This window comes from Pseudomonas sp. GM50 (assembly GCF_000282375.1).
GTDB lineage: Bacteria > Pseudomonadota > Gammaproteobacteria > Pseudomonadales > Pseudomonadaceae > Aquipseudomonas.
The window spans coordinates 310,728-330,522 of record NZ_AKJK01000042.1 but is presented as its reverse complement, the minus strand read 5'-3'; the positions used below and the strand labels follow the sequence as shown (position 1 = coordinate 330,522).

Annotated in this window: 18 protein-coding genes; 11 read left to right on the top strand and 7 right to left on the bottom strand. The window is 58.8% G+C overall.

The annotated features are described in order from the left end of the window. The first annotated feature begins 32 nt into the window (after positions 1–32). The 7 genes from PMI30_RS20755 (at position 33) to PMI30_RS20785 (ending at position 7,318) form a co-directional block, all read left to right on the top strand. Positions 33–323, top strand: coding sequence for a c-type cytochrome (locus PMI30_RS20755; RefSeq protein ID WP_003196231.1), 291 nt, complete (start codon positions 33–35; stop codon positions 321–323). A gap of 46 nt (positions 324–369) precedes the next feature. Continuing rightward, complete coding sequence (locus tag PMI30_RS20760; RefSeq protein WP_008007974.1) at positions 370–981, top strand: c-type cytochrome; 612 nt, start codon at positions 370–372, stop codon at positions 979–981. Positions 982–1,180: 199 nt separating this feature from the next. Next, on the top strand, positions 1,181–1,822 hold the full coding sequence (locus PMI30_RS20765; RefSeq protein WP_008007973.1) for a thiol:disulfide interchange protein DsbA/DsbL: 642 nt from the start codon (positions 1,181–1,183) through the stop codon (positions 1,820–1,822). A gap of 14 nt (positions 1,823–1,836) precedes the next feature. Next, complete coding sequence (locus PMI30_RS20770; protein ID WP_008007972.1) at positions 1,837–2,694, top strand: endonuclease/exonuclease/phosphatase family protein; 858 nt, start codon at positions 1,837–1,839, stop codon at positions 2,692–2,694. Beyond that, positions 2,695–4,743 carry a GGDEF domain-containing protein gene (locus PMI30_RS20775; RefSeq protein WP_008007971.1) on the top strand — a complete coding sequence of 683 codons (2,049 nt, stop codon included), beginning with the start codon at positions 2,695–2,697 and terminating at the stop codon, positions 4,741–4,743. Positions 4,744–4,848: 105 nt separating this feature from the next. After that, positions 4,849–5,628 carry an N-acetylmuramoyl-L-alanine amidase gene (locus tag PMI30_RS20780; protein WP_008007970.1) on the top strand — a complete coding sequence of 260 codons (780 nt, stop codon included), beginning with the start codon at positions 4,849–4,851 and terminating at the stop codon, positions 5,626–5,628. Positions 5,629–5,701: 73 nt separating this feature from the next. Beyond that, complete coding sequence (locus PMI30_RS20785; RefSeq protein WP_008007969.1) at positions 5,702–7,318, top strand: EAL domain-containing protein; 1,617 nt, start codon at positions 5,702–5,704, stop codon at positions 7,316–7,318. 11 nt (positions 7,319–7,329) lie between these two features. Here PMI30_RS20785 and PMI30_RS20790 read toward each other — a convergent pair whose 3' ends face one another. Continuing rightward, complete coding sequence (locus PMI30_RS20790; protein WP_008007968.1) at positions 7,330–9,120, bottom strand: ATP-binding protein; 1,791 nt, start codon at positions 9,118–9,120, stop codon at positions 7,330–7,332. Positions 9,121–9,130: 10 nt separating this feature from the next. Beyond that, a complete protein-coding gene (algB, locus tag PMI30_RS20795) occupies positions 9,131–10,477 on the bottom strand; it encodes a sigma-54-dependent response regulator transcription factor AlgB (protein ID WP_008007967.1) in 1,347 nt (448 codons plus the stop codon). 441 nt (positions 10,478–10,918) lie between these two features. On the opposite strand from algB, the gene PMI30_RS20800 reads away from it, so the two are divergent. The 4 genes from PMI30_RS20800 (at position 10,919) to PMI30_RS20815 (ending at position 15,064) form a co-directional block, all read left to right on the top strand. Then, positions 10,919–11,203 carry a hypothetical protein gene (locus tag PMI30_RS20800; protein WP_008007966.1) on the top strand — a complete coding sequence of 95 codons (285 nt, stop codon included), beginning with the start codon at positions 10,919–10,921 and terminating at the stop codon, positions 11,201–11,203. 82 nt (positions 11,204–11,285) lie between these two features. Then, positions 11,286–11,450 carry a DUF1328 domain-containing protein gene (locus PMI30_RS30440; RefSeq protein WP_003177151.1) on the top strand — a complete coding sequence of 55 codons (165 nt, stop codon included), beginning with the start codon at positions 11,286–11,288 and terminating at the stop codon, positions 11,448–11,450. An 829-nt stretch (positions 11,451–12,279) separates the two neighbouring features. Continuing rightward, positions 12,280–13,611 (top strand): glutamate/aspartate:proton symporter GltP, encoded by a 1,332-nt coding sequence (gltP, locus tag PMI30_RS20810; protein WP_008007965.1) that lies wholly within the window; start codon positions 12,280–12,282, stop codon positions 13,609–13,611. Between the two features lie 223 nt (positions 13,612–13,834). Further along, complete coding sequence (locus tag PMI30_RS20815; protein ID WP_008007963.1) at positions 13,835–15,064, top strand: nucleoside recognition domain-containing protein; 1,230 nt, start codon at positions 13,835–13,837, stop codon at positions 15,062–15,064. 119 nt (positions 15,065–15,183) lie between these two features. Here PMI30_RS20815 and PMI30_RS20820 read toward each other — a convergent pair whose 3' ends face one another. The 5 genes from PMI30_RS20820 to PMI30_RS20840 are packed head-to-tail and all read right to left on the bottom strand — an operon-like array spanning position 15,184 to position 19,778. Next, the gene (locus PMI30_RS20820) at positions 15,184–15,810 is read right to left on the bottom strand and encodes an ABC-type transport auxiliary lipoprotein family protein (RefSeq protein WP_008007961.1); all 627 of its coding nucleotides are present in this window, start codon (positions 15,808–15,810) and stop codon (positions 15,184–15,186) included. After that, positions 15,807–16,745 carry an MlaD family protein gene (locus PMI30_RS20825; RefSeq protein ID WP_008007959.1) on the bottom strand — a complete coding sequence of 313 codons (939 nt, stop codon included), beginning with the start codon at positions 16,743–16,745 and terminating at the stop codon, positions 15,807–15,809. Before PMI30_RS20825 ends, PMI30_RS20820 begins: the two co-directional genes overlap by 4 nt. Position 16,746: 1 nt before the next feature. Next, on the bottom strand, positions 16,747–17,550 hold the full coding sequence (locus PMI30_RS20830; protein WP_008007958.1) for an ABC transporter ATP-binding protein: 804 nt from the start codon (positions 17,548–17,550) through the stop codon (positions 16,747–16,749). Then, complete coding sequence (locus PMI30_RS20835; protein WP_032835078.1) at positions 17,547–18,695, bottom strand: ABC transporter permease; 1,149 nt, start codon at positions 18,693–18,695, stop codon at positions 17,547–17,549. Before PMI30_RS20835 ends, PMI30_RS20830 begins: the two co-directional genes overlap by 4 nt. Before the next feature lie 54 nt (positions 18,696–18,749). Beyond that, positions 18,750–19,778 (bottom strand): DUF5924 family protein, encoded by a 1,029-nt coding sequence (locus PMI30_RS20840; RefSeq protein ID WP_008007954.1) that lies wholly within the window; start codon positions 19,776–19,778, stop codon positions 18,750–18,752. Positions 19,779–19,795 lie beyond the last annotated feature (17 nt).

Here is a 19,795-nt window from a genome sequence, read left to right as displayed (position 1 = left end):
CAGCACGCTCTCAACCCTGAAAAGGTCGTTTTATGACGAAATGGCTGCTAGCTGCCGGTGTCTTGATGCCGCTTTACAGCGCTCAGGCTACACAGGATCCGGAAGCTGTGTACAACCGTGTTTGTGGTGCCTGTCATTCCGGCCAACTACCCATGGCGCCCCGCAAGGGCGATCAGGAAGCTTGGACGCCGAGGTTGGCGAAAGGTATGGAGACGCTGGTGCAACACGTGACCCAGGGTTTCAAGGCGATGCCGCCGCGTGGTTTGTGCATGGACTGCAGTGCCGAGGATTACCGAGCCATCATCCAGTGGATGAGCGAGTAAACCCGGTCCATAACTCTTTAACCCTTAGCCGTAGTTGGATTAGCTGATGAACAAATTGATCGTGAGTCTGCTGTTGACCGTGGGGATCTCCGGCATTGCCCATGCTGCAGGTGATGCGACTGCTGGTCAGGCGAAAGCCGCAGTATGTGGCGCCTGTCATGGCCCGGATGGTAATAGCATGGCGCCTAACTTTCCGAAACTGGCAGGTCAGGGCGAGCGTTATCTGAACAAGCAGCTGCACGACATCAAGTCCGGCAAACGCCAGGTACTGGAAATGACCGGCTTGCTGACCAACCTGAGCGATCAGGACCTGGCTGATATCTCCGCCTACTTCGCCAGCCAGAAAGGCAGCGTTGGCGCCGCCGACCCGAAAGTCGTGGCTCGCGGTGAAGCACTGTTCCGTGGCGGTGATCTGGCCAAGGGCCTGCCAGCTTGCACTGGTTGCCACTCTCCAGATGGCAAGGGCAACGCAGCTGCCGGCTTCCCGCATCTGGGCGGCCAGCATGCCCAGTACGTTGGCAAGCAATTGACCGACTTCAGAAAAGAAGAAGGTGGCCGCACCAACGACGGCGATACCAAACCGATGCAGAGCATCGCTAAAAAGCTGAGTGACGAAGATATCGCCGCAGTCTCCAGCTATATTCAAGGCTTGCACTGAGATCGATCGAACAAGCGTTGCTGGAGATGTACATCTCTTGCAACGTTAACACTCGATTAATCCGTCGATGCAAACATAAAAAGGGTAGCTTTGGCTGCCCTTTTTTGTGGCCGCTGCCGTTACACTACAAACTCAAGCCCGCCAGGATCTGTCTGAAAACAGGTCGCGCGAGGCGACCCAATTTGTCCAGGAGTAAAGCATGCGTAATCTGATCATCAGCGCCGCACTCGTCGCTGCCAGCCTGTTCGGCATGACTGCCCAAGCCGCCGAAAAACCCGAAGCGCCCTATGTCGAACTGAGCAATCCGGTCCCGGTGGCCGCGCCTGGCAAAATCGAAGTCGTGGAGCTGTTCTGGTACGGCTGCCCGCATTGCTATGCCTTCGAACCCGTCATTAACCCATGGGTTGAAAAGCTACCTTCCGATGTGAACTTCGTGCGCATTCCGGCCATGTTTGGCGGCCCTTGGGACGCACACGGCCAAATGTTCCTGACCCTTGAAGCCATGGGCGTCGAAAGCAAGGTTCACGCGGCAGTTTTCGAAGCGATTCAGAAAGAACACAAAAAACTGACCGACAAAGAAGACATGGCGGACTTCCTGGCGACCCAAGGTGTAGACAAGGACAAGTTCCTGGCCACCTTCGACTCTTTCGCCATCAAGGGCCAGATCAACAAAGCCAAAGAACTTGCAAAGAAATATGAAATCACCGGCGTGCCTACCATGATCGTCAACGGCAAGTATCGCTTTGACATCGGCTCTGCCGGCGGTGCCGAACAAGCGCTGAAACTGGCCGACCAACTGGTTGCCAAAGAGCGAGCGGCAACCAAGGCCGTCGCCAACTAAGCGCGGCACCTGCCATGCGCCGCTGGGGAACTGAACGCATCGTTGGCCTGCATCATCCGCGGGTCAACGAGCATCACCTGGAATCGGGGTTGCCCGTGGACAGCCGTCTGCGTTTGCTCAGTTTCAATATCCAGGTCGGCATCAGTACCGAGCGCTATCGGCACTATCTGACCCGCGGCTGGCAGCATCTGTTGCCACACACCGGGCGCGCCGACAACCTGCAGAAAATCGGTAATCTGCTGGGCGACTTCGATCTGGTCGCCTTGCAGGAAGCCGATGGCGGCAGCCTGCGATCAGGCTACGTCAATCAGGTCGAACACCTGGCGCAGCTCGGTGCCTTCCCCTACTGGTATCAACAACTCAATCGCAATCTCGGTCATCTCGGCCAGCACAGCAATGGCGTGCTCAGCCGCCTGCGCCCGTGGGCGATTGAAGATCATCCACTGCCGGGGCCCAAGGGTCGCGGGGCCATTCTGGTGCGCTTCGGCGAAGGTCCGGAAGCGCTCGTGGTGGTGATGATGCACCTGGCGCTGGGCGCCCGCGCCCGTAGCCTGCAACTGGCCTACATCCGCGAGTTGATCGGCGGTTATAAACACCAGGTGCTGATGGGCGACATGAACACCCATGCCAGTGACTTGCTGCAAAACTCCCCGTTGCGTGATTTGGGCCTGCTCGCGCCGCAACTGGAAGCGACCTTTCCCAGCTGGCGCCCGCAGCGCTGCCTGGACCATATTCTGCTCAGCCCCACTCTGACCCTTGAAAAGGTCGAAGTGCTGGCACAGCCCATTTCCGATCACCTGCCGGTCGCGGTAGAGATTCGTCTGCCGGGTTCGCTCACGGCCGATGCATTGCCCGCGTTGAGTCCTGCCTGAATGAGCGACGAAACACAGCGCTGGAAAGAGAAATACCTCAAAAGCATCGAACAACAAGAAAAGCTGGAACGTCGATGGGACGCCCGGCTCGACTTGCTGCGTCGCGGGCTGGTGCGCAGTACCCTGGCCGCGGAAGGCACCGATCGCGCCGTTGACCAATGCATGAAGGAAATGCGCGAAGTCGTACGCACCGATGACATGGACGCCGGCCTGGCAGCCTTGCTGCCGCGCCTGGAAAAAGCCGTACTCGACTCCGAGCAACGCCGGGAAACCCGGGTCGATCAAGTCAGTGCCGCCCTGACGGCGCTGGTCTCTCAGCTGCAAGCGTTGCCGCTGCCCCGGGAAGTGAGCCAACCGCTGAAAAAATTCGCCAAACAGCTGGACGGACGCGTAGGCCAAGCTCGCGAAATTCCATTGCTGCTCAGCGAGCTGAGTGGCTTGCAAGGCAAAGCCTTGAACCTGCTGGAGAACCCTGCCGAACCTGATCGTCCGGGCTTCCTGCAGCGGTTGTTCGGCAGGGAAACGGAAGAGACCGCGCCACAGCTCGCCGCCTCCGAATCGCAAATGCCAACCCCGCAACCTGTCGAATCGGTTGCAGTACCGGCCGAGCCCCCACAAGCGATGGCCAATCTCTCGCCGGGCGCCGATAAACCGCAAGGGGTATTGCCAACCGTAGAAGCCGCCCTACCCGCCGCTGCACACCCTGAGCCACCGCCAATTCAGGCGCCAACAGCAATGGCACCTGAGGCTGAAGTCGTGGCATTTGTCCCGCCCGTCCTTGAGCCAGAAGCTACTAACAGCCAGGTCCCGGAATTACAAACCCGACCGAATATCGAGCAACCACAAGAACCGGTTCAAGCGGTTACCCTATCGGCCACTCAGGCTCAGTCGGCAATCAACCCCGATGAACTGACTCCGATGGCCATCGATCCAGAGCAGCCCGAGCAGCCCGAGCAGCCCGAGCACGATATTCTGTATGCGCTGCCGGACTCGCCGGAGCCGTCCTACAGCTCTGTCGCCAAGCATATCGAAGATACGCTGCTGGGCCTTCTCGATGACCTGACGCTGCCCGAGCGCCATCGTCCGCAAGCCGAGGCGATGCGTGATCGTCTTCAAAATGGCTTGAACTGGTATGAATTGCTACCGATTCTCGATGACCTGGCAACCTTGATGCTGGCGATCACCGACAGCGGCCAGCACGAATTCGAAGCCTATCTGCAGCAACTCAACGAACGCCTCGAGTCATTTCAGAGCAACCTGCAAGCCGCGAGCGACGGCCACGCCGACAACCGCTCGGCCGCGCGGGAAATGGACACGCAGATTCGCGAGCAAGTCGACGGCTTGCAAAGCAGCATGCAGGAAGCGGCAGACCTTGATGACCTCAAGCACGTGCTGGAAAACCATCTCGAAGGCCTGCTCGGCACCATGGACCAACACCAGAAGCAGCGTGACGAGCGTGAGCAGGAAGTAGCAGCCCGCCTGCAAAGCCTGGCCGAAAGGGTTGCCCACATGGAGCAGGAAGCCCTGGGCTACCGCGAGCATCTCGAAGAGCAGCGCCAGAAGGCGTTGATCGATCCATTGACCAGCCTGCCGAATCGAGCAGCCTGGAGCGAACGCCTGGAGCACGAAATAGGCCAATGGCAACAACATGGCAATACCCTGTTGCTGGCAATGCTCGACCTCGACCATTTCAAACGCATCAATGACAACTATGGCCATCTGGCGGGCGACAAGGTACTGAAAATCATCGCCAACGTGCTACGCAAGCGTCTGCGCGGGACTGATTTTATTGCCCGATTTGGCGGTGAGGAGTTTGTGCTATTGATGCCTGCCACACTTCCTATGGTCGGCGCGAAACTACTGGAAACCTTGCGCGCATCGATCGAAGCCTGCCCGTTCCACTTCAAGGGCGAGCGAGTCACCGTCACTATTTCCATGGGACTGACCGCCTTCAGATCGGGCGAACATAGCGATCTTGTGCTTAAAAGAGCTGATCAGGCGCTATATCGGGCGAAAAATAATGGCCGGAATCGAATAGAACTGGGCTGATAGCTAATTGTTCCATTTTGTTTAAAACAGCACTTTTTGCCCTCTGCGCGCAAGGCAATACCGTTACACTGTTGCATTATTGTCTTGCGTGTACTGCCTCCCGCCATGAAATGTCTTGTTCTTATTGCGTCGCTGCTTCTATTAGCCGGTTGTGCCAGCGGCCCCCGAATCGATACCAGTCACCCTTCAGCCAATCACGACAGTCGCATTCAGTTCGTGGTGATGCATTACACCTCCGCATCCCTGGAGACTTCGCTGCAATTGCTGACCCATGGTGAGGTCAGCAGTCACTACCTGATTAGCGACGACAAGCGCGCCACTATTTATAAGCTGATGGATGAAAATTTCCGGGCCTGGCACGCTGGCGAAAGCGAATGGCAAGGCCGGACCTGGCTGAACTCCAGCTCCATTGGTATCGAGATCGTTAATCAGGGCTTTGAGGACACCCCGAACGGGCGTCTCTGGTATCCCTACAGCGAAGCCCAGATTCAGTCGATGATCTTCCTGCTCAAGGACATCAGCAAGCGCCAGGGCATCAGCCCCCGCCATATCATTGGCCATAGCGACATCGCACCGATGCGCAAGCTCGACCCCGGCCCGCTGTTCCCCTGGAAACGCCTGGCTGCCGAAGGCCTGGGGATCTGGCCGAACGAGCAGGCCGTGGCGCGGCAGCAAGCGCAGTTCGCCGTGCAACTGCCAAGCATCAGTTGGTTTCAGGGGCAGCTTGCCCGCTTCGGCTATGCCACGCCGCAAACCGGCGAACTGGATGTAGAAACACGCAATGTACTGGCCGCCTTTCAGCTGCATTTTCGCCCTTCCCGTTTCGACGGTACACCGGACGCACAAACCGCGGCGATTCTTCAGGTGTTGAATCAGACAAAATAATGACGCCCGCCCGACGGTCAGCGCTTTTTCCAAATCAGCAGCTATAACTCATTGGTAATTCTTCGGATATTCCATGATGCCTGCTGCTCGGGAGAGACTGCATAGCTGGTTCTATCGCCCTTGGTTTTTGGCGATGCTGGCTACTGCCTTGAGCGCAATGCTTCTAACGGTTGGCAGTTTGTTCGTGGCGATGAATCAAGTCGAGCACAACGAAAGCCAGGAAATGAATGCCCAGGGAGAACGCTTTCTGGTCCGTCTGGAGCAGTTGTTCGGGCAATTGCGCGAAAGCCTCGATGACCTGGAAGCCCAACCGCTGCGAGGTTGCGATGACGAAATGATCGCCACTTTGCAGCAGGTCAGCTTCAATTACCGCTTCGTTTATGAAGCCGCTTATATGGACACTTCGCGAACCTGCTCCAACCGCCCCCGCCAGGAAGGGGTATCGCTGATCCGACCGCCGGACATCAAGGGCCCCATCTACAGCTACTGGCTGAACACCACCACTGAACCCGATGAGAACCGCGCCGCACTGATGCTTGGGCGTGGCAATTTCCGGGTGGCGACGTCCCGGGGGCATTTGACCGACATGGTCGATCTGTCTCCGGGGAGCAGCCTGTTGGTGGTGCTCGATCACGGCACCCGGGCGATTCCGGTACTCGGTGTCGCGCAGGCCTGGCCCCCCGCAGAACCCTGGCCCCCGAAAAGCCGTGATGCGCTGCAAGTCACCCACACCCGCCTGATTTACCGAATGCCCACTAACACCCCCGAATACCAACTGGTACTGATCACCCCACGCACCGGAATACATGTGCCGGCAGTATGGTGGTGGCTACTGCCGGCCAGCCTGGCGCTGAGTGCCTGTGTAGGCATTCTGGTGTTTTTGCTGGTGCGCCAGCGTCAGTCGCTGGATGCCGAACTGCAAGGCGCCATACGGCGAGGCGAGCTACAGGTGTTGTATCAACCGATCTTCGACCTCGACAGCCGCAACTGCGTCGGCGCCGAAGCCCTGCTGCGCTGGCGAAGGCCGGACGGCACACTGACCAGTCCCGACCTGTTCATTCCGATGGCGGAGAATACCGGCCAGATCCGCCAGATGACCGACTTCGTATTGCAGCGCCTGCTGGAACAGCTCGGGCAACTGTTGCGGTCCAATCCGCAACTGTACATTTCGGTCAACCTGGCAGCCTGCGATGTCATGGTGCCGCGTATCGGTCAGGTGATGGCGCGTCTGCTGAGCATGCACCGAGTGGCAGCCAGGCAGATTGCCTTTGAGGTGACCGAGCGCGGATTGGTGGATGTGGTGGTGGCCAGAGAAAACCTGCAAGCCCTGCGGGATGTCGGGCATCAAGTGCTGATCGACGACTTTGGCACCGGCTATTGCAGCCTCGCCTATCTGCAAACCCTACCGGTGGACTGCCTGAAAATCGACAAGGCGTTTATCGACGCGCTGGGCCATGATGCCGCCAGCAGCGGCGTGGCACCGCACATCATTCGCATGGCTCAGGCCCTGCAACTCAAGGTGATTGCAGAAGGCATCGAACATGAAGCCCAAGCGGTGTTTCTGAGCAGCGAAGGGGTGAAGTTCGGCCAGGGTTGGTTGTTCGCCCACGCACTGAGTGCCGTGCAGTTCATCGAACTGATTACCCGTGGCCGCCGACTGAACACCCGACGTCTGGATGACGAAGCCTGAATGGCCCCGGCTTATATCGCCAGTGCCATGTAGAACTGCGTGCCCTGCCCGGGCCGCGAGTAAACACCCATCCGCCCGCCATGCAGCTGCACGATTTCCTTACACAGCGCCAGACCGAGCCCGGCACCGCCCTTTTTGCGGCCGACCTGGACAAAGGGCTCGAAGATCCGCCCTTGCTGGCCGTAAGCAATGCCTTCGCCGTTGTCCTCGACGCTGATAATCATCCGCTCTCCATGGCGCCGGGCCTGCAAGCGTATCAGTCCATCAGGGGAGGTATGGCGCAAGGCGTTGTCGATCAGGTTGTCGAGCACCCGCTCCAGTTGCGCCTGATCGGCTTGCAGCCGCGGCAGCGGTCCCTGCACTTCCACCAGCAACTCAATGCCTTTCTCCTGTGCCGGGCCGGCAAAACGTATCTGGGCCTGATCCAGCAAGTCTTCGATGGAGCACGGTGCCAGCGTGAGTTTTTGCAGGCCGTTTTGATAGCGAGAGAAATTCAGCAGGTCGTTGATCAACTGCATGAGGCGCTGCATTTCTTCGTTGACGGTGTCCAGCAGGTCAGCTTCGCGGGAGTCTTCGGCAAAATGCGTCCGCTCGCGGAAAAGGCCGAATGCCATGTGCATCCCGGTAACCGGTGTGCGCAACTCATGGGAAGCGCGCAAGACGAACTCGCTGCGTACCCGTTCGAAGGCACGCTGTTCGGTGACGTCATGCAACACCATCACCGCGCCGAGAATATGACCCTGGGTATGGCTCACCGGCGTCAGGCTATAGGTCAGCAATCGCGACTCCCCATCGACCTCGATACTCAGGTCTTCCGGCGCTCGTTCCAGAGTGCCGCCGCGCAACACCAACTGCAGTTGTTCATCAAGCTCGGGACGCTCAAGCGCCGAACCCAGCCCTTGGCCGAGACGATCGGTGTCCCAGCCTAGCTGGCGCTGAGCCACCGGGTTGAGGTGCTCGAGATGACCTTGACGATCGATAATCAGCAAACCGTCGTCGATGCTGTCGAGCACCGCTTGCAAACGTTGCTGGCCGGCGAGCAATTCGTCGATATTGGTAGCCTGATGCTCACGCAAGGCTTCGGCCATGACACCGAAACGCCGGGTCAACTGATTCATTTCCACCGCCGAAGAAACCGGCAGGATCACTTCGAAATTGCCTTGGCCGATATTGTCAGCTGCCTGCACCAGAGCCTCGATCGGAGCCCCGAAACGCCGGGCGATCGCATGGGCGGTAATGAACCCGATGAACAACACCGCCACGCCGACCAACCCAAGCAGGCCGGCAATCAACAGTGCTCGCTCCCGGGCCTTGCGTTCGATCTCAGTGATGTTTTCCAGTGCGCGCTTCTGTTCAGAGATCAAACCGTTTCGCAACGCGTTGAATTTTTCCGTGAGATCCCCGCCATCACTGACTACCTGTACCTGAGCGTGGGAAAGATCAAAAGCCTGCAATAAGCTCTGATAATCAGCCTTGGCCTTTCTGAAACCATATTGGGCACCCTCGCCGGATGGCTCGCGAGCAATGCCTTCGTCCAGCAACTCAAGGACGTGCTGCCTGGATGCCTCGAACGCCGTAGGGTCAGGGTTCTCGCCAAGCACGATGATCAGTTGATCACCCAAGGTCTGACGCAGCTTCAATCCCAGATCCAGCGTGACGAAGTTGTCACGGATGAGGGCTTCCTGAGTCCCCGCCATCTGCATCACGCTGACCAGCCCGAGCAAGAGCCCAAGCAGCGCCACAGTAATCAGTGCGGAAATACTGAGAAACAGCCGGGTGCGCAACGTCATCGCCAGTTTCATCGGTTACGACTCACAGGTTGTACTGCTTGCGTTTGCGGTACAGGGTCGAAGCATCGATACCCAGAGTCTTGGCCGCCTGGTCCAGCGTGTCGGCCGTGGCGAGGACCGCGCCAATGTGAGCTTTCTCCAACTCATCCAGGCTCAACGCAGCGCCGATGCGCGGCGTGTGGTTGGTCGGGGTCTCGGCCATGCCCAAGTGGCTGAGCTCGACCCGCTCCTGCGGACAAATAATGCTCGCGCGCTCCACCACGTTGCGCAGTTCGCGAATGTTACCCGGCCAGCGGTAGCTGAGCAGCGCTTCGCGGGCCTCGTCGCTGAAACACCGGGCCGGACGCGAGTATTCCTTGACGAAGCGCGCCAGGAAGCGGTCTGCCAGGTTCAGAATGTCTTCCCTGCGCTCACGAAGCGGCGGCAGGTGCAAGGTGATGACGTTCAGGCGATAGAGCAAGTCTTCACGAAAACGACCATCGCGAACCATGTCTTCCAGGTTGAGGTTAGTTGCTGCGAGGATTCGCACGTCGGCGCGACGGGTCACCGGGTCGCCCACGCGTTCGTATTCCTTGTCCTGAATGAAACGCAGCAATTTTGGCTGTAAAATCAGAGGAAAATCGCCGATCTCGTCGAGAAACAACGTTCCGCCGTCGGCCTGATTGACACGCCCCAAGGTACTTTCGCTGGCACCGGTGAATGCGCCCCGGCTGTGGCCGAAAAGCTCGCTGTCCATCAACTCTGCAGTCAGGGATGGGCAGTTGATGGTGATGCAGGATTTCTTCTGGCGTTTGCTCCAGCCGTGAATGGCCTGTGACAGTTCACCTTTACCGGTGCCGGATTCGCCGAGAATCAGAATGTTGGCATCAGTACTGGCGACCTGGCGTGCGGTTTCCAGTACCACTTTCATGGCCGGACTGTGGGAATCCAGGCCCTCTTTGGGTTTGCGCACTTCACCTTCGAGGGCTTCCAGGCGTGCCGAAAGTTGCCGTACTTCCAGCTGTTTGGCAGTGGCCAAACGCAATTGATCGGGACTACAGGGTTTGACCAAATAGTCAGCTGCACCGGCCTGAATCGCATCCACGGCAGTGTCCACGGCCGAGTGAGCAGTGACGATCACCACCCGCATCCAGGGCGCCTGGATGCGCATTTGGGCCAGTACATCGAGCCCATTGTCTTCACCCAGACGCAAATCGAGGAAACACAGATCGAAAACCTGGCGCTGCAACAAGGCTTCGGCCTGAGCAGCACTGGTCGCGGTGGCCACGCTGTAGCCTTCGTCTTCGAGGCAATAGCGAAAGGTTCGAAGGATGGCGGACTCATCGTCCACCAGCAGAATGCGGCCTTGATGCTCAGTGGCTGATTCCATGTTCCTGCGCTCCTTTAAATTGTGGATTTTGGTTAGGCCCAGAGAAATCGGGCAAGTTGCATGATTGATTGTGGCCGATTTCAGTCAAATCAGCGGAGCTATCTACTTAATAACAAGCTAACCAACTGATTTATTTAATTTTTTATTAATGAGCCGTTCTTAGGCGATTGCCTGCGTCCCTTTCTGACATCTGCGCCCTTCCCTCAATTCCAAAAATATTGAAAGTTTTCATGAGTTCATCGTGCATTACGCACGACTTCAGTGACGCCATCGTGCAGGATGCGTCCAAAACGGTTTTTACTAACAATATAACTTATTGATTTTAAACGAATTAATTCCTATAAAAAGGTGGCATGCAGGCTGCAAGAGTCTGGGTAACAGGGCATTTAATGAACCAGCGCCCGCCAAAGATCACTACCCCAGCGTGGGAGGAACTTCAGGATGAATCGCCAAGGTGCCGCCCCATTGCGTATCTCGCCATTGCTTGTCCAGCAAGGCTTGTTTGCCCTGCTGGCGCTATTGATCACCTTGATTGGCGGCCAACAGTACTTGCGTTGGGAACAGAACCAACAGCCAGAGACGCCGCACCTGTCGATTCCACACACGCCTCAAACCCACTTCAGCGCCGTCAGCAGCAGCCTGGCTGATAACGACTCGATGCGAATGATGGACGTCGACCAGGCCCAGCCTGTGGATGAGATGCCTCAGGAACGTTGGGTGTTTTAAGCAAACGAACTTGGCGCACTCGACGCGCCGGGAAAAGCACCACAAGCAATACCTTTAAACAGAAAGCGTAAGGAGAATCACCATGTTGAGCTGGGCAATCACATTCTTGATCATTGCCATCATCGCTGCAGTACTGGGCTTCGGTGGTATCGCGGGCACCGCCACGGGTATCGCCAAGATTCTCTTTGTCGTATTCCTGGTGATGTTCATTGCTTCCTTCTTCTTTGGCCGTCGCGGCCGAGGCTGAACATGAGCAATTTCGTTAAAGACAGTGGCAGCCGCCCTGCTTCTGGGCGGCAGTGCCATGGCGATGCCGGCCAATAATGGCCAGATGCGCCAATGAATTGCTCAATTGATGGAACAACTAAAAAAGATCCAGACTGGTATTGAGTTTCGAAACACGAAAGAGGCCACAGCGCTTCTTTCCACTGCGCTACCCGAGGACGGTAGACGCATGACCAAGGGGTCGGGACGTTCTGACCGCTTCAGGGTCGGAGTGACCTACGGGTACAGGGAGTACCTGCGCAAGGGCCGGGTCAGGCACAGCTGCGACGCAAGTTCGCCGTGGCCTTGAGCGGCTCGACGAACTTGCGGAGAGCTTCAACGTGCAAAACGTTGATCTAGAGCACTCAGCTCATCTGTTTCTGCTGCATATTCCCCGCAAAACAGTTTCGCGGTATTTCTTCGTGACCGTATATCGAGAAAGCCCCGACTTTCACGAGAAGAAAATTCGCCGTCAAACGTAGGCATTTTCCCAAATTTTTACTTATTCAAAAAACATGAACCTGCGCTGAAATGGCCGGCTCACGGCACTTATGCCCGCCAAAATGTCGTATTCGAACCGGCTGGGACGCGGGTTTCGAATGAAAAATCTCATGCCGATTCGGCATAGGGTAGGCGTTTACGGCATTAGACGGCGCTTGCCAGCATCGGAATAGTTGCGCCTTTTTCGCTGCCTGAGAGCTGTAAATGCTCGCTCGCGGGGACCTTATACGGGGGTCGATGCAAGATTTGTTCGCCATTGCGCGTTTCAGTTCATGCATCAGCCTGAGTCAAACGCAAGTAAGGGTAAAGATATGAAGAAGGCAAAGCTTAGCCTCGCCTGGCAGATCCTCATCGGTCTGGTTCTGGGGATAGCAATTGGTGCACTGCTCAACCATTTCAGTGCCGAAAAGGCCTGGTGGATCAGCAACGTTCTGCAACCGGCAGGCGATATCTTTATCCGTCTGATCAAGATGATCGTGATCCCGATCGTGGTGTCCTCGCTGGTCGTCGGCATCGCTGGCGTAGGGGATGCGAAAAAACTCGGGCGTATCGGTCTCAAGACCATCATTTACTTCGAGGTCGTCACCACCATCGCCATTCTGGTCGGTCTGGTGCTGGCCAACGTGGTCCATCCGGGCAGCGGCATCGACATGAGCACCCTGGGTACGGTGGATATTTCCAAGTACCAGGCCACTGCCGCCGAGGTACAGCATGAACACGCGTTCATCCAGACCATCCTCAACCTGATCCCGTCGAACATCTTTGCGGCCATGGCCCGCGGCGAGATGCTGCCGATCATCTTCTTCTCCGTGTTGTTCGGTCTCGGTCTGTCGAGCCTGCAATCGGACCTGCGTGAACCGCTGGTGAAGATGTTCCAGGGCGTGTCGGAAAGCATGTTCAAAGTTACCCACATGATCATGAACTACGCCCCGATCGGCGTGTTCGCACTGATCGCGGTGACCGTGGCCAACTTCGGTTTCGCCTCTCTGCTGCCGCTGGCCAAACTGGTCGTCCTGGTTTACTTCGCCGTCGCCTTCTTCGCCTTTGTGGTGCTGGGCCTGATCGCTCGCCTGTTCGGTTTCTCGGTGATCAAGCTGATGCGCATCTTCAAGGATGAGCTGGTACTGGCCTACTCCACTGCCAGTTCCGAAACCGTGCTGCCGCGCGTGATCGAGAAGATGGAAGCCTACGGCGCGCCGAAAGCCATTTGCAGTTTCGTGGTGCCGACCGGCTACTCGTTCAACCTCGACGGTTCGACCCTGTACCAGAGCATCGCGGCAATCTTCATTGCCCAGCTCTACGGCATCGACCTGTCGATCAGCCAACAGTTGCTGCTGGTGCTGACACTGATGGTCACCTCCAAAGGCATCGCCGGCGTACCGGGCGTGTCCTTCGTGGTGCTGCTGGCCACCTTGGGCAGCGTCGGTATTCCTCTGGAAGGCCTGGCGTTCATCGCCGGTGTCGACCGCATCATGGACATGGCCCGTACCGCGCTGAACGTGATCGGCAACGCCCTCGCCGTGCTGGTCATCGCACGTTGGGAAGGCATGTACGACGACGCCAAGGGCCAGCGCTACTGGAACTCCCTGCCACACTGGCGCAGCAAGGAAAAGCTGCCGGCTGGCGAAATTTCCAGCAACTGACACAAAAACCTGCAGGAGCATGGCTTGTGTGGCGAGGGGGCTTGCCCCCGTTCGAGTGCGCAGCGCTCGCAAATTCGGGTCCGCTGCGCGGCCCAACGGGGGCAAGCCCCCTCGCCACAAGCCCGCCCCCACAAGGGCCACAAACAAACCCCGGAGAAATCCGGGGTTTGTCGTTTCTGTCTACCCCGCTATCATTCGCCGCATCTTCCGGGGGATTTGACTGATGCTTAATGGCCTGTGGCTTGGCTTCTTCATCGTGGCTGCCGTTTCGGCGCTGGCGCAATGGCTGATCGGCGGCAACGCCGGGATCTTCGCGGCGATGGTGGAAAGCATTTTCGCCATGGCCAAATTGTCGGTCGAGGTCATGGTCCTGTTGTTCGGCACCCTCACTCTCTGGCTGGGCTTTCTGCGAATTGCCGAGAAGGCCGGCATCGTCGAATGGCTGGCCAAGGCGCTGGGCCCGCTGTTCCTGCGCCTGATGCCGGAAGTGCCGGCCGGTCACCCGGCCATCGGCCTGATCACTCTGAACTTCGCCGCCAACGGCCTGGGGCTGGACAACGCCGCCACGCCGATCGGCCTCAAGGCAATGAAAGCACTGCAAGAGCTCAACCCCAGCGACACCATCGCCAGCAACGCGCAGATCCTCTTCCTGGTACTCAACGCCTCATCCCTGACCCTGCTGCCGGTGACCATCTTCATGTACCGCGCCCAGCAAGGTGCGCCCGATCCGACCCTGGTGTTCCTGCCGATCCTGCTCGCCACCAGTTGCTCGACCATTGTCGGCTTCCTGACCGTAGCGTTCATGCAGCGCCTGCGCGTCTGGGATCCGGTGGTGCTGGCGTATCTGATTCCCGGTGCCCTCGCCCTCGGTGGCTTCATGGCACTGCTGGCGACGCTCTCAGCGACCGCTCTGGCGGGCTTGTCATCGATCCTCGGCAACGTGACGCTGTTCGGGCTGATCATGCTGTTTCTGGTAATCGGTGCGTTACGCAAAGTGAAGGTCTACGAAGCGTTCGTCGAAGGCGCGAAAGAAGGCTTCGACGTCGCCAAGAACCTGCTGCCGTATCTGGTGGCGATGCTTTGCGCCGTGGGCGTACTGCGGGCGTCCGGAGCGCTGGATTTCGGCCTGGACGGGATTCGTCATCTGGTCGAGTGGGCCGGTTGGGACACGCGCTTCGTCGATGCGCTGCCGACGGCCATGGTCAAACCCTTTTCCGGCAGCGCCGCGCGGGCGATGCTGATTGAAACCATGAAGACCTCCGGGGTAGACAGCTTCCCGGCGCTGGTGGCGGCGACGATTCAGGGCAGTACCGAAACGACCTTCTATGTACTGGCGGTGTACTTCGGTGCGGTGGGCATTCAGCGGGCACGGCATGCGGTGGGCTGTGCATTGCTGGCGGAGCTGGCGGGTGTTCTTGGCGCGATCGGGGTGTGCTACTGGTTCTTTGGTTAAACCAAAGAACCCTGTGGGAGCGAGCCTGCTCGCGATGGCGGTTTAACAGCCAACAGAATTGTTGAATGTGCAGACCTCATCGCGAGCAGGCTCGCTCCCACATTGATGTGTGTAGGTCTTCAAGGCCTAAGCGGCGGCGCAACTTTCTGACCTTGCTCCACCGTCCAAGCCACCACCTGCGCCGTCAACTGGTCGCTGGCCAGGCCAAAACCGGTCACCACCGCCGGCACCTTCACATCGCTTAACGGCTGACGCACTTCAAAGCGTCGGCTGGCGAGGATTCGCTGGTCATACCCACGCACCAACAACGCATCCAGGCGCACGACCACGCTCGCCGCCGTGCCTTGGTACTCGGTCTGGAACGCTTGCAGGTTGCCACCCAGTTCCAGGTCCGCCTGGAAATTACTGTCATCGGTGCTGAGCAACGGCACGCGACCGTCACGCTGGAAACCATCGAGCAGACGATTACGCAACAGCACCGGTGCCGGATCGCTCCAGCGTGAAGCCTTGTAGCTGCTGATCAGATCACCCTGAGGGATTACGGCGATTTTCGGGTTGTTCAAGGCTTCGCTGGTTTGAGGCTTGGCCAGCCGCAACGACCAGCGCTGCGCCGTGCCGTGTTGGGCCGATGTGTCGCGCTGTGCCGACGGCAATCGATAGACATCGGACGGCTCGGTCTTGGGGAAAATCGAACAGGAAGCGACCAACGCAAAACCGGCGAGGAGGGCGAGATGAGCCAGCTTCATGGCGTGAACTCCTTGTTTTTGTCACTGCCCAGCAGGTAACCGCTGGGGTTGGCCTCAAGCCGCTGGGAAATGGTTCGCAGCGAGCTCAAGGTATCGCGCAGCTCGCGCACCGCCGGTGCAAGGCCATTGAGGCCCTGCATGCCACTGTTGAGGGAATCCTGATTGGCGGAGAGCAACGTGTTGATGGTCGCGCTGCTTTGTTCCAGGGACTTCATGGCTTGCTCGGCACTGCCGAACATCTGCTTGCCCTGATCGTTGAGCAGGCCGTTGGCGTTGCGCATCAACGCGGCGGTTTGTTCGAGTGTGGCGGAGGCCTGTTTACCGATCGACGCCAGTTGCTGCATGGCCTGACCGATGTCGCCGCGCTGGTCGGCGATGGTGCCGGTGGTTTGCTCCAGATGCTCAAGGGTCTTGCTGATGCGCTCGACGTTTTCCGAAGAAAACATCTGATTGACGTTCTGCATCAACACGTTCACACCGGTCATCAGGTCGTTACTGTCGTTCATCAATCGAGAGATGGGCGAGGGTGATGCCACGATGGTCGGCAAATTGCCGTCCTTGCCCTTGAGCGTCGGACTTTGTGGCGTGCCGCCGCTGAGCTGGATGATCGAGGTCCCGGTGATCCCGGTCAGCGCCAGCTTGGCCTGAGTGTCTTCTTTGATCGGAGTGTCTCCGCCCAGGCGAATCCGTGCCAACACCCGGCGCGGATCGTTCGGGTCCAGGCGCAGCATCACCACGTCGCCGACCTTGATCCCGCTGTACTGCACGGCGCTGCCCTTGGACAGGCCGCTGACCGCCTCGTTGAAGACGATTTCGTAATCCTTGAATTCGGTATCGACACTGGACTTGGCCAGCCACAGACCAAAGAGCAGGGCGCCTGCCACCACTATGACGGTGAACAGGCCAATCAATACGTGATGGGCTCGGGTTTCCATGTCAGACCTCGTTGAGCTGGTTAGCGGCCGTCAGCGCCGCGCGGCCGCGAGGGCCATGGAAGTATTCGTGAATCCACGCATCATCGGTTTCCGACACCTTGTCGATGGCGTCCGCCACCAGCACTTTCTTCTGCGCCAGCACCGCCACCCGGTCGGTGATGGTGTAGAGCGTGTCGAGGTCGTGGGTCACCAGAAACACGCTCAGGCCCAAGGCATCGCGCAGGGTCAGGATCAGTTGATCGAAACTCGCGGCGCCAATCGGGTCTAGACCAGCGGTGGGTTCGTCGAGAAACAGGATGTCCGGGTCCAGCGCCAGTGCTCGGGCCAGGGCCGCGCGCTTGATCATGCCGCCGGACAGTGAAGCAGGATATTTGTCGGCCGCCGACAATGGCAGCCCGGCCAACGCCATTTTCACTGCCGCCAGATGCTCGGCGTCGGCACGGCTCAGGCCGGCGTGTTCAATCAGGGGCAGGGCGACGTTCTCGGTCACGGTGAGCGAAGAGAACAAGGCGCCTTTCTGGAACAACACACCGAACCGCCGTTCAACCAGCGAGCGCTCGTGTTCCGACAGGCTCGGCAAGTTCTTGCCGAAGACCTTCACCAGCCCTTCGCTGGGCTGACGCAGGCCGACAATGCTGCGCAGCAGCACCGATTTGCCGCTGCCAGAACCGCCGACCACCGCCAGAATTTCACCCTTGTACAAGTCCAGGTCGAGGTTCTCGTGCACGCTCTGGCGGCCGAAGCGATTGCACAGCCCACGGACTTCGATCACCGCCTCTGAAGGCGCTCGGGGTAAACGACTCACCAGTCCATCTCCATGAAAAACAACGCCGCCACGGCGTCGAGCACGATCACCACGAAAATCGACTGCACCACACTGGACGTGGTGTGCGCGCCGACAGACTCGGCGCTGCCGCTGACCTTGAAGCCCTCGAGGCAGCCAATGGCGGCAATCAGGAACGCAAAAATCGGCGCTTTGACGATCCCCACCAGAAAGTGCTGAACGCCGATGTCCGATTGCAGCAGTGACAGGAACATTGCCGGCGAAATATCCAGCGACAGCGCGCAGACCACGCCACCGCCGACAATCCCTGACAACATCGCCAGAAAGGTCAACATCGGCAGCGCCACCAGCAACGCCAGGACGCGGGGTACTACCAGCAACTCCATCGGGTCGAGGCCGAGGGTGCGGATCGCGTCAATTTCTTCGTTGGCCTTCATCGAACCGATCTGCGCGGTGAACGCGCTGGCGGTGCGGCCTGCCATCAGGATCGCCGTGAGCAACACGCCGAACTCCCGCAGAAAAGAGAACGCCACCAGGTCCACGGTGAAAATACTCGCGCCAAAACTGGCCAGCACCGTCGCCCCGAGAAACGCCACCACAGCCCCCACCAAAAACGTCAGCAAGGCAACGATGGGCGCGGCGTCGAGACCGGTTTGTTCGATGTGAGCGACCATCGGTGTGAGGCGCCAGCGCTTGGGCCGAAACAACCCGCGAGCGATGGTTTCCAGGATCAGGCCGACGAAACCCAACAGTTGCAACGTATCCTGCCAGACCGCGTCGACCGCACGGCCGATGCGGGTCAGCAGTTGAATGCCGACGCTGATTTCCGGTTCTTTGATCGGCACGCAGAAATCGGTCAGCGAGCAGTACACCGTCTGCAACAAGGCGCGATCAGCGGAGGAAAGGGTGCAATCGGGGTGTTCGGCGGATTTGCCCAGACGCTCGGCTCCCAGCAACTCCACCAGCAATGACGCACCCGCCGTATCGAGCGCGCCGAGGCCATTGAGATCGATGTGGGTGTCGTCGTCGTATTGGCCGCGAAGCTTTTCACTCAGGCGGCTGAGATCGGCGTAATGGGCGAGCGTCCAGTCACCCGTGACCCGCAACAGGGCAGGGCTGTGCGAGGTGTCCAGTCGGGCACTGCCGGGCATTGTGCTGCTAGTCATAAGCTCCGTGCTTGTTCGGCTATTACGCAGATCTGACTAATAGCACGAACCGCGTTACTTTTCTTTGATGGGTGTGCTGTCCATGACTTTGAAGCGCAGCACGCCAATCAACTGACCGTCCTCAGTCAGCACCCGGACCTGCCATTTGCCTGCGGGGTTGCCGGGGAAGTTCTGCTTATGGGTCCAGGCGCGGTAGCCTTCCTTGCGCCCCCCGTTGATGTCCAGCGGGATACGGTCGACTTCTTTACCGTTGAACATCCAGACGTGATAAATCCGCTCGGCCAGCCCCCGCGGGGCGTTGATCGCGGTGTACGCGTACAGCCCACCTCCGCGAATCTGCTCGGCGCTGACTTCTTCCAGGCTCTTGCCGGGGGTGCGGTCCTGCATTTGGGTGCTGATCGCCACATCGGTCATCCACAGGGTCGCCGGCGGAACCCAGGAGCGCAGCACCCAGCCGGCGGCGCCGATGCCGACGGTGATGCTGAGGATCGCCAACGCATTGCGCACGGTGCGAATCGGGAAGATCGACGCCAGGCTCGGGAACGACAGCACCATGGCAATGCCCAGCGCCAGCTTGAAGCTTTGGGCGGTGGTCAGGTGCAAAATGACGGGCAGGGCGGTCAGCAGGGCCGCGAACAGGGTCAGGGTGTGCAGCGCCAGGAACGCCCAGCGGCGCGGTGCCAGCCATTTGTAGTAGAGCGGATCGATGATCGAAATCAGCGCCGCCATGCTCAGTAATCCGGTGAAGAACAACTGGCCGCTGTTCCAGGTGGTGGTGATTAAGAAGAATGGCAGGACGAAGAACAGGCTTTCCTGATGGATCATCTGCGTTGCGTAACGCAGCAGTGGCTGGGGTATTTCGCGCTTGAACACCCTGGCGAACAGCTTGGTGAGGCTGTTCTCCAGCATCAGCCAGACCCAGCTGACCAGCATGATGGTAGTGATCCACGTCGCCAGACCTTGTTGGCGATCCACCAGCATGAAGCTGCCAACCCCTGAAATGAAACCGCCAAGCGCAATGACCCCGGGATAGCGCTTCATCAATTCCAGGATGCGCTGTACGTACAGGGTCAGGTTCGGCATTCGGCGGTTCACAATAG

Excerpts from the sequence above, each read along its gene's own strand:
- PMI30_RS20775 (WP_008007971.1), top strand. The coding sequence starts at position 2,695 with ATGAGCGACGAAACACAGCGCTGGAAAGAGAAATACCTCAAAAGCATC.
- PMI30_RS20760 (WP_008007974.1), top strand. The coding sequence starts at position 370 with ATGAACAAATTGATCGTGAGTCTGCTGTTGACCGTGGGGATCTCCGGC.
- PMI30_RS20770 (WP_008007972.1), top strand. The coding sequence starts at position 1,837 with ATGCGCCGCTGGGGAACTGAACGCATCGTTGGCCTGCATCATCCGCGG.
- PMI30_RS30440 (WP_003177151.1), top strand. The coding sequence starts at position 11,286 with ATGTTGAGCTGGGCAATCACATTCTTGATCATTGCCATCATCGCTGCA.
- PMI30_RS20825 (WP_008007959.1), bottom strand. The coding sequence starts at position 16,745 with ATGGAAACCCGAGCCCATCACGTATTGATTGGCCTGTTCACCGTCATA.
- PMI30_RS20755 (WP_003196231.1), top strand. The coding sequence starts at position 33 with ATGACGAAATGGCTGCTAGCTGCCGGTGTCTTGATGCCGCTTTACAGC.
- gltP (WP_008007965.1), top strand. The coding sequence starts at position 12,280 with ATGAAGAAGGCAAAGCTTAGCCTCGCCTGGCAGATCCTCATCGGTCTG.
- PMI30_RS20800 (WP_008007966.1), top strand. The coding sequence starts at position 10,919 with ATGAATCGCCAAGGTGCCGCCCCATTGCGTATCTCGCCATTGCTTGTC.
- PMI30_RS20765 (WP_008007973.1), top strand. The coding sequence starts at position 1,181 with ATGCGTAATCTGATCATCAGCGCCGCACTCGTCGCTGCCAGCCTGTTC.
- PMI30_RS20780 (WP_008007970.1), top strand. The coding sequence starts at position 4,849 with ATGAAATGTCTTGTTCTTATTGCGTCGCTGCTTCTATTAGCCGGTTGT.
- algB (WP_008007967.1), bottom strand. The coding sequence starts at position 10,477 with ATGGAATCAGCCACTGAGCATCAAGGCCGCATTCTGCTGGTGGACGAT.
- PMI30_RS20820 (WP_008007961.1), bottom strand. The coding sequence starts at position 15,810 with ATGAAGCTGGCTCATCTCGCCCTCCTCGCCGGTTTTGCGTTGGTCGCT.
- PMI30_RS20840 (WP_008007954.1), bottom strand. The coding sequence starts at position 19,778 with ATGCCGAACCTGACCCTGTACGTACAGCGCATCCTGGAATTGATGAAG.
- PMI30_RS20790 (WP_008007968.1), bottom strand. The coding sequence starts at position 9,120 with ATGAAACTGGCGATGACGTTGCGCACCCGGCTGTTTCTCAGTATTTCC.
- PMI30_RS20785 (WP_008007969.1), top strand. The coding sequence starts at position 5,702 with ATGATGCCTGCTGCTCGGGAGAGACTGCATAGCTGGTTCTATCGCCCT.
- PMI30_RS20835 (WP_032835078.1), bottom strand. The coding sequence starts at position 18,695 with ATGACTAGCAGCACAATGCCCGGCAGTGCCCGACTGGACACCTCGCAC.
- PMI30_RS20815 (WP_008007963.1), top strand. The coding sequence starts at position 13,835 with ATGCTTAATGGCCTGTGGCTTGGCTTCTTCATCGTGGCTGCCGTTTCG.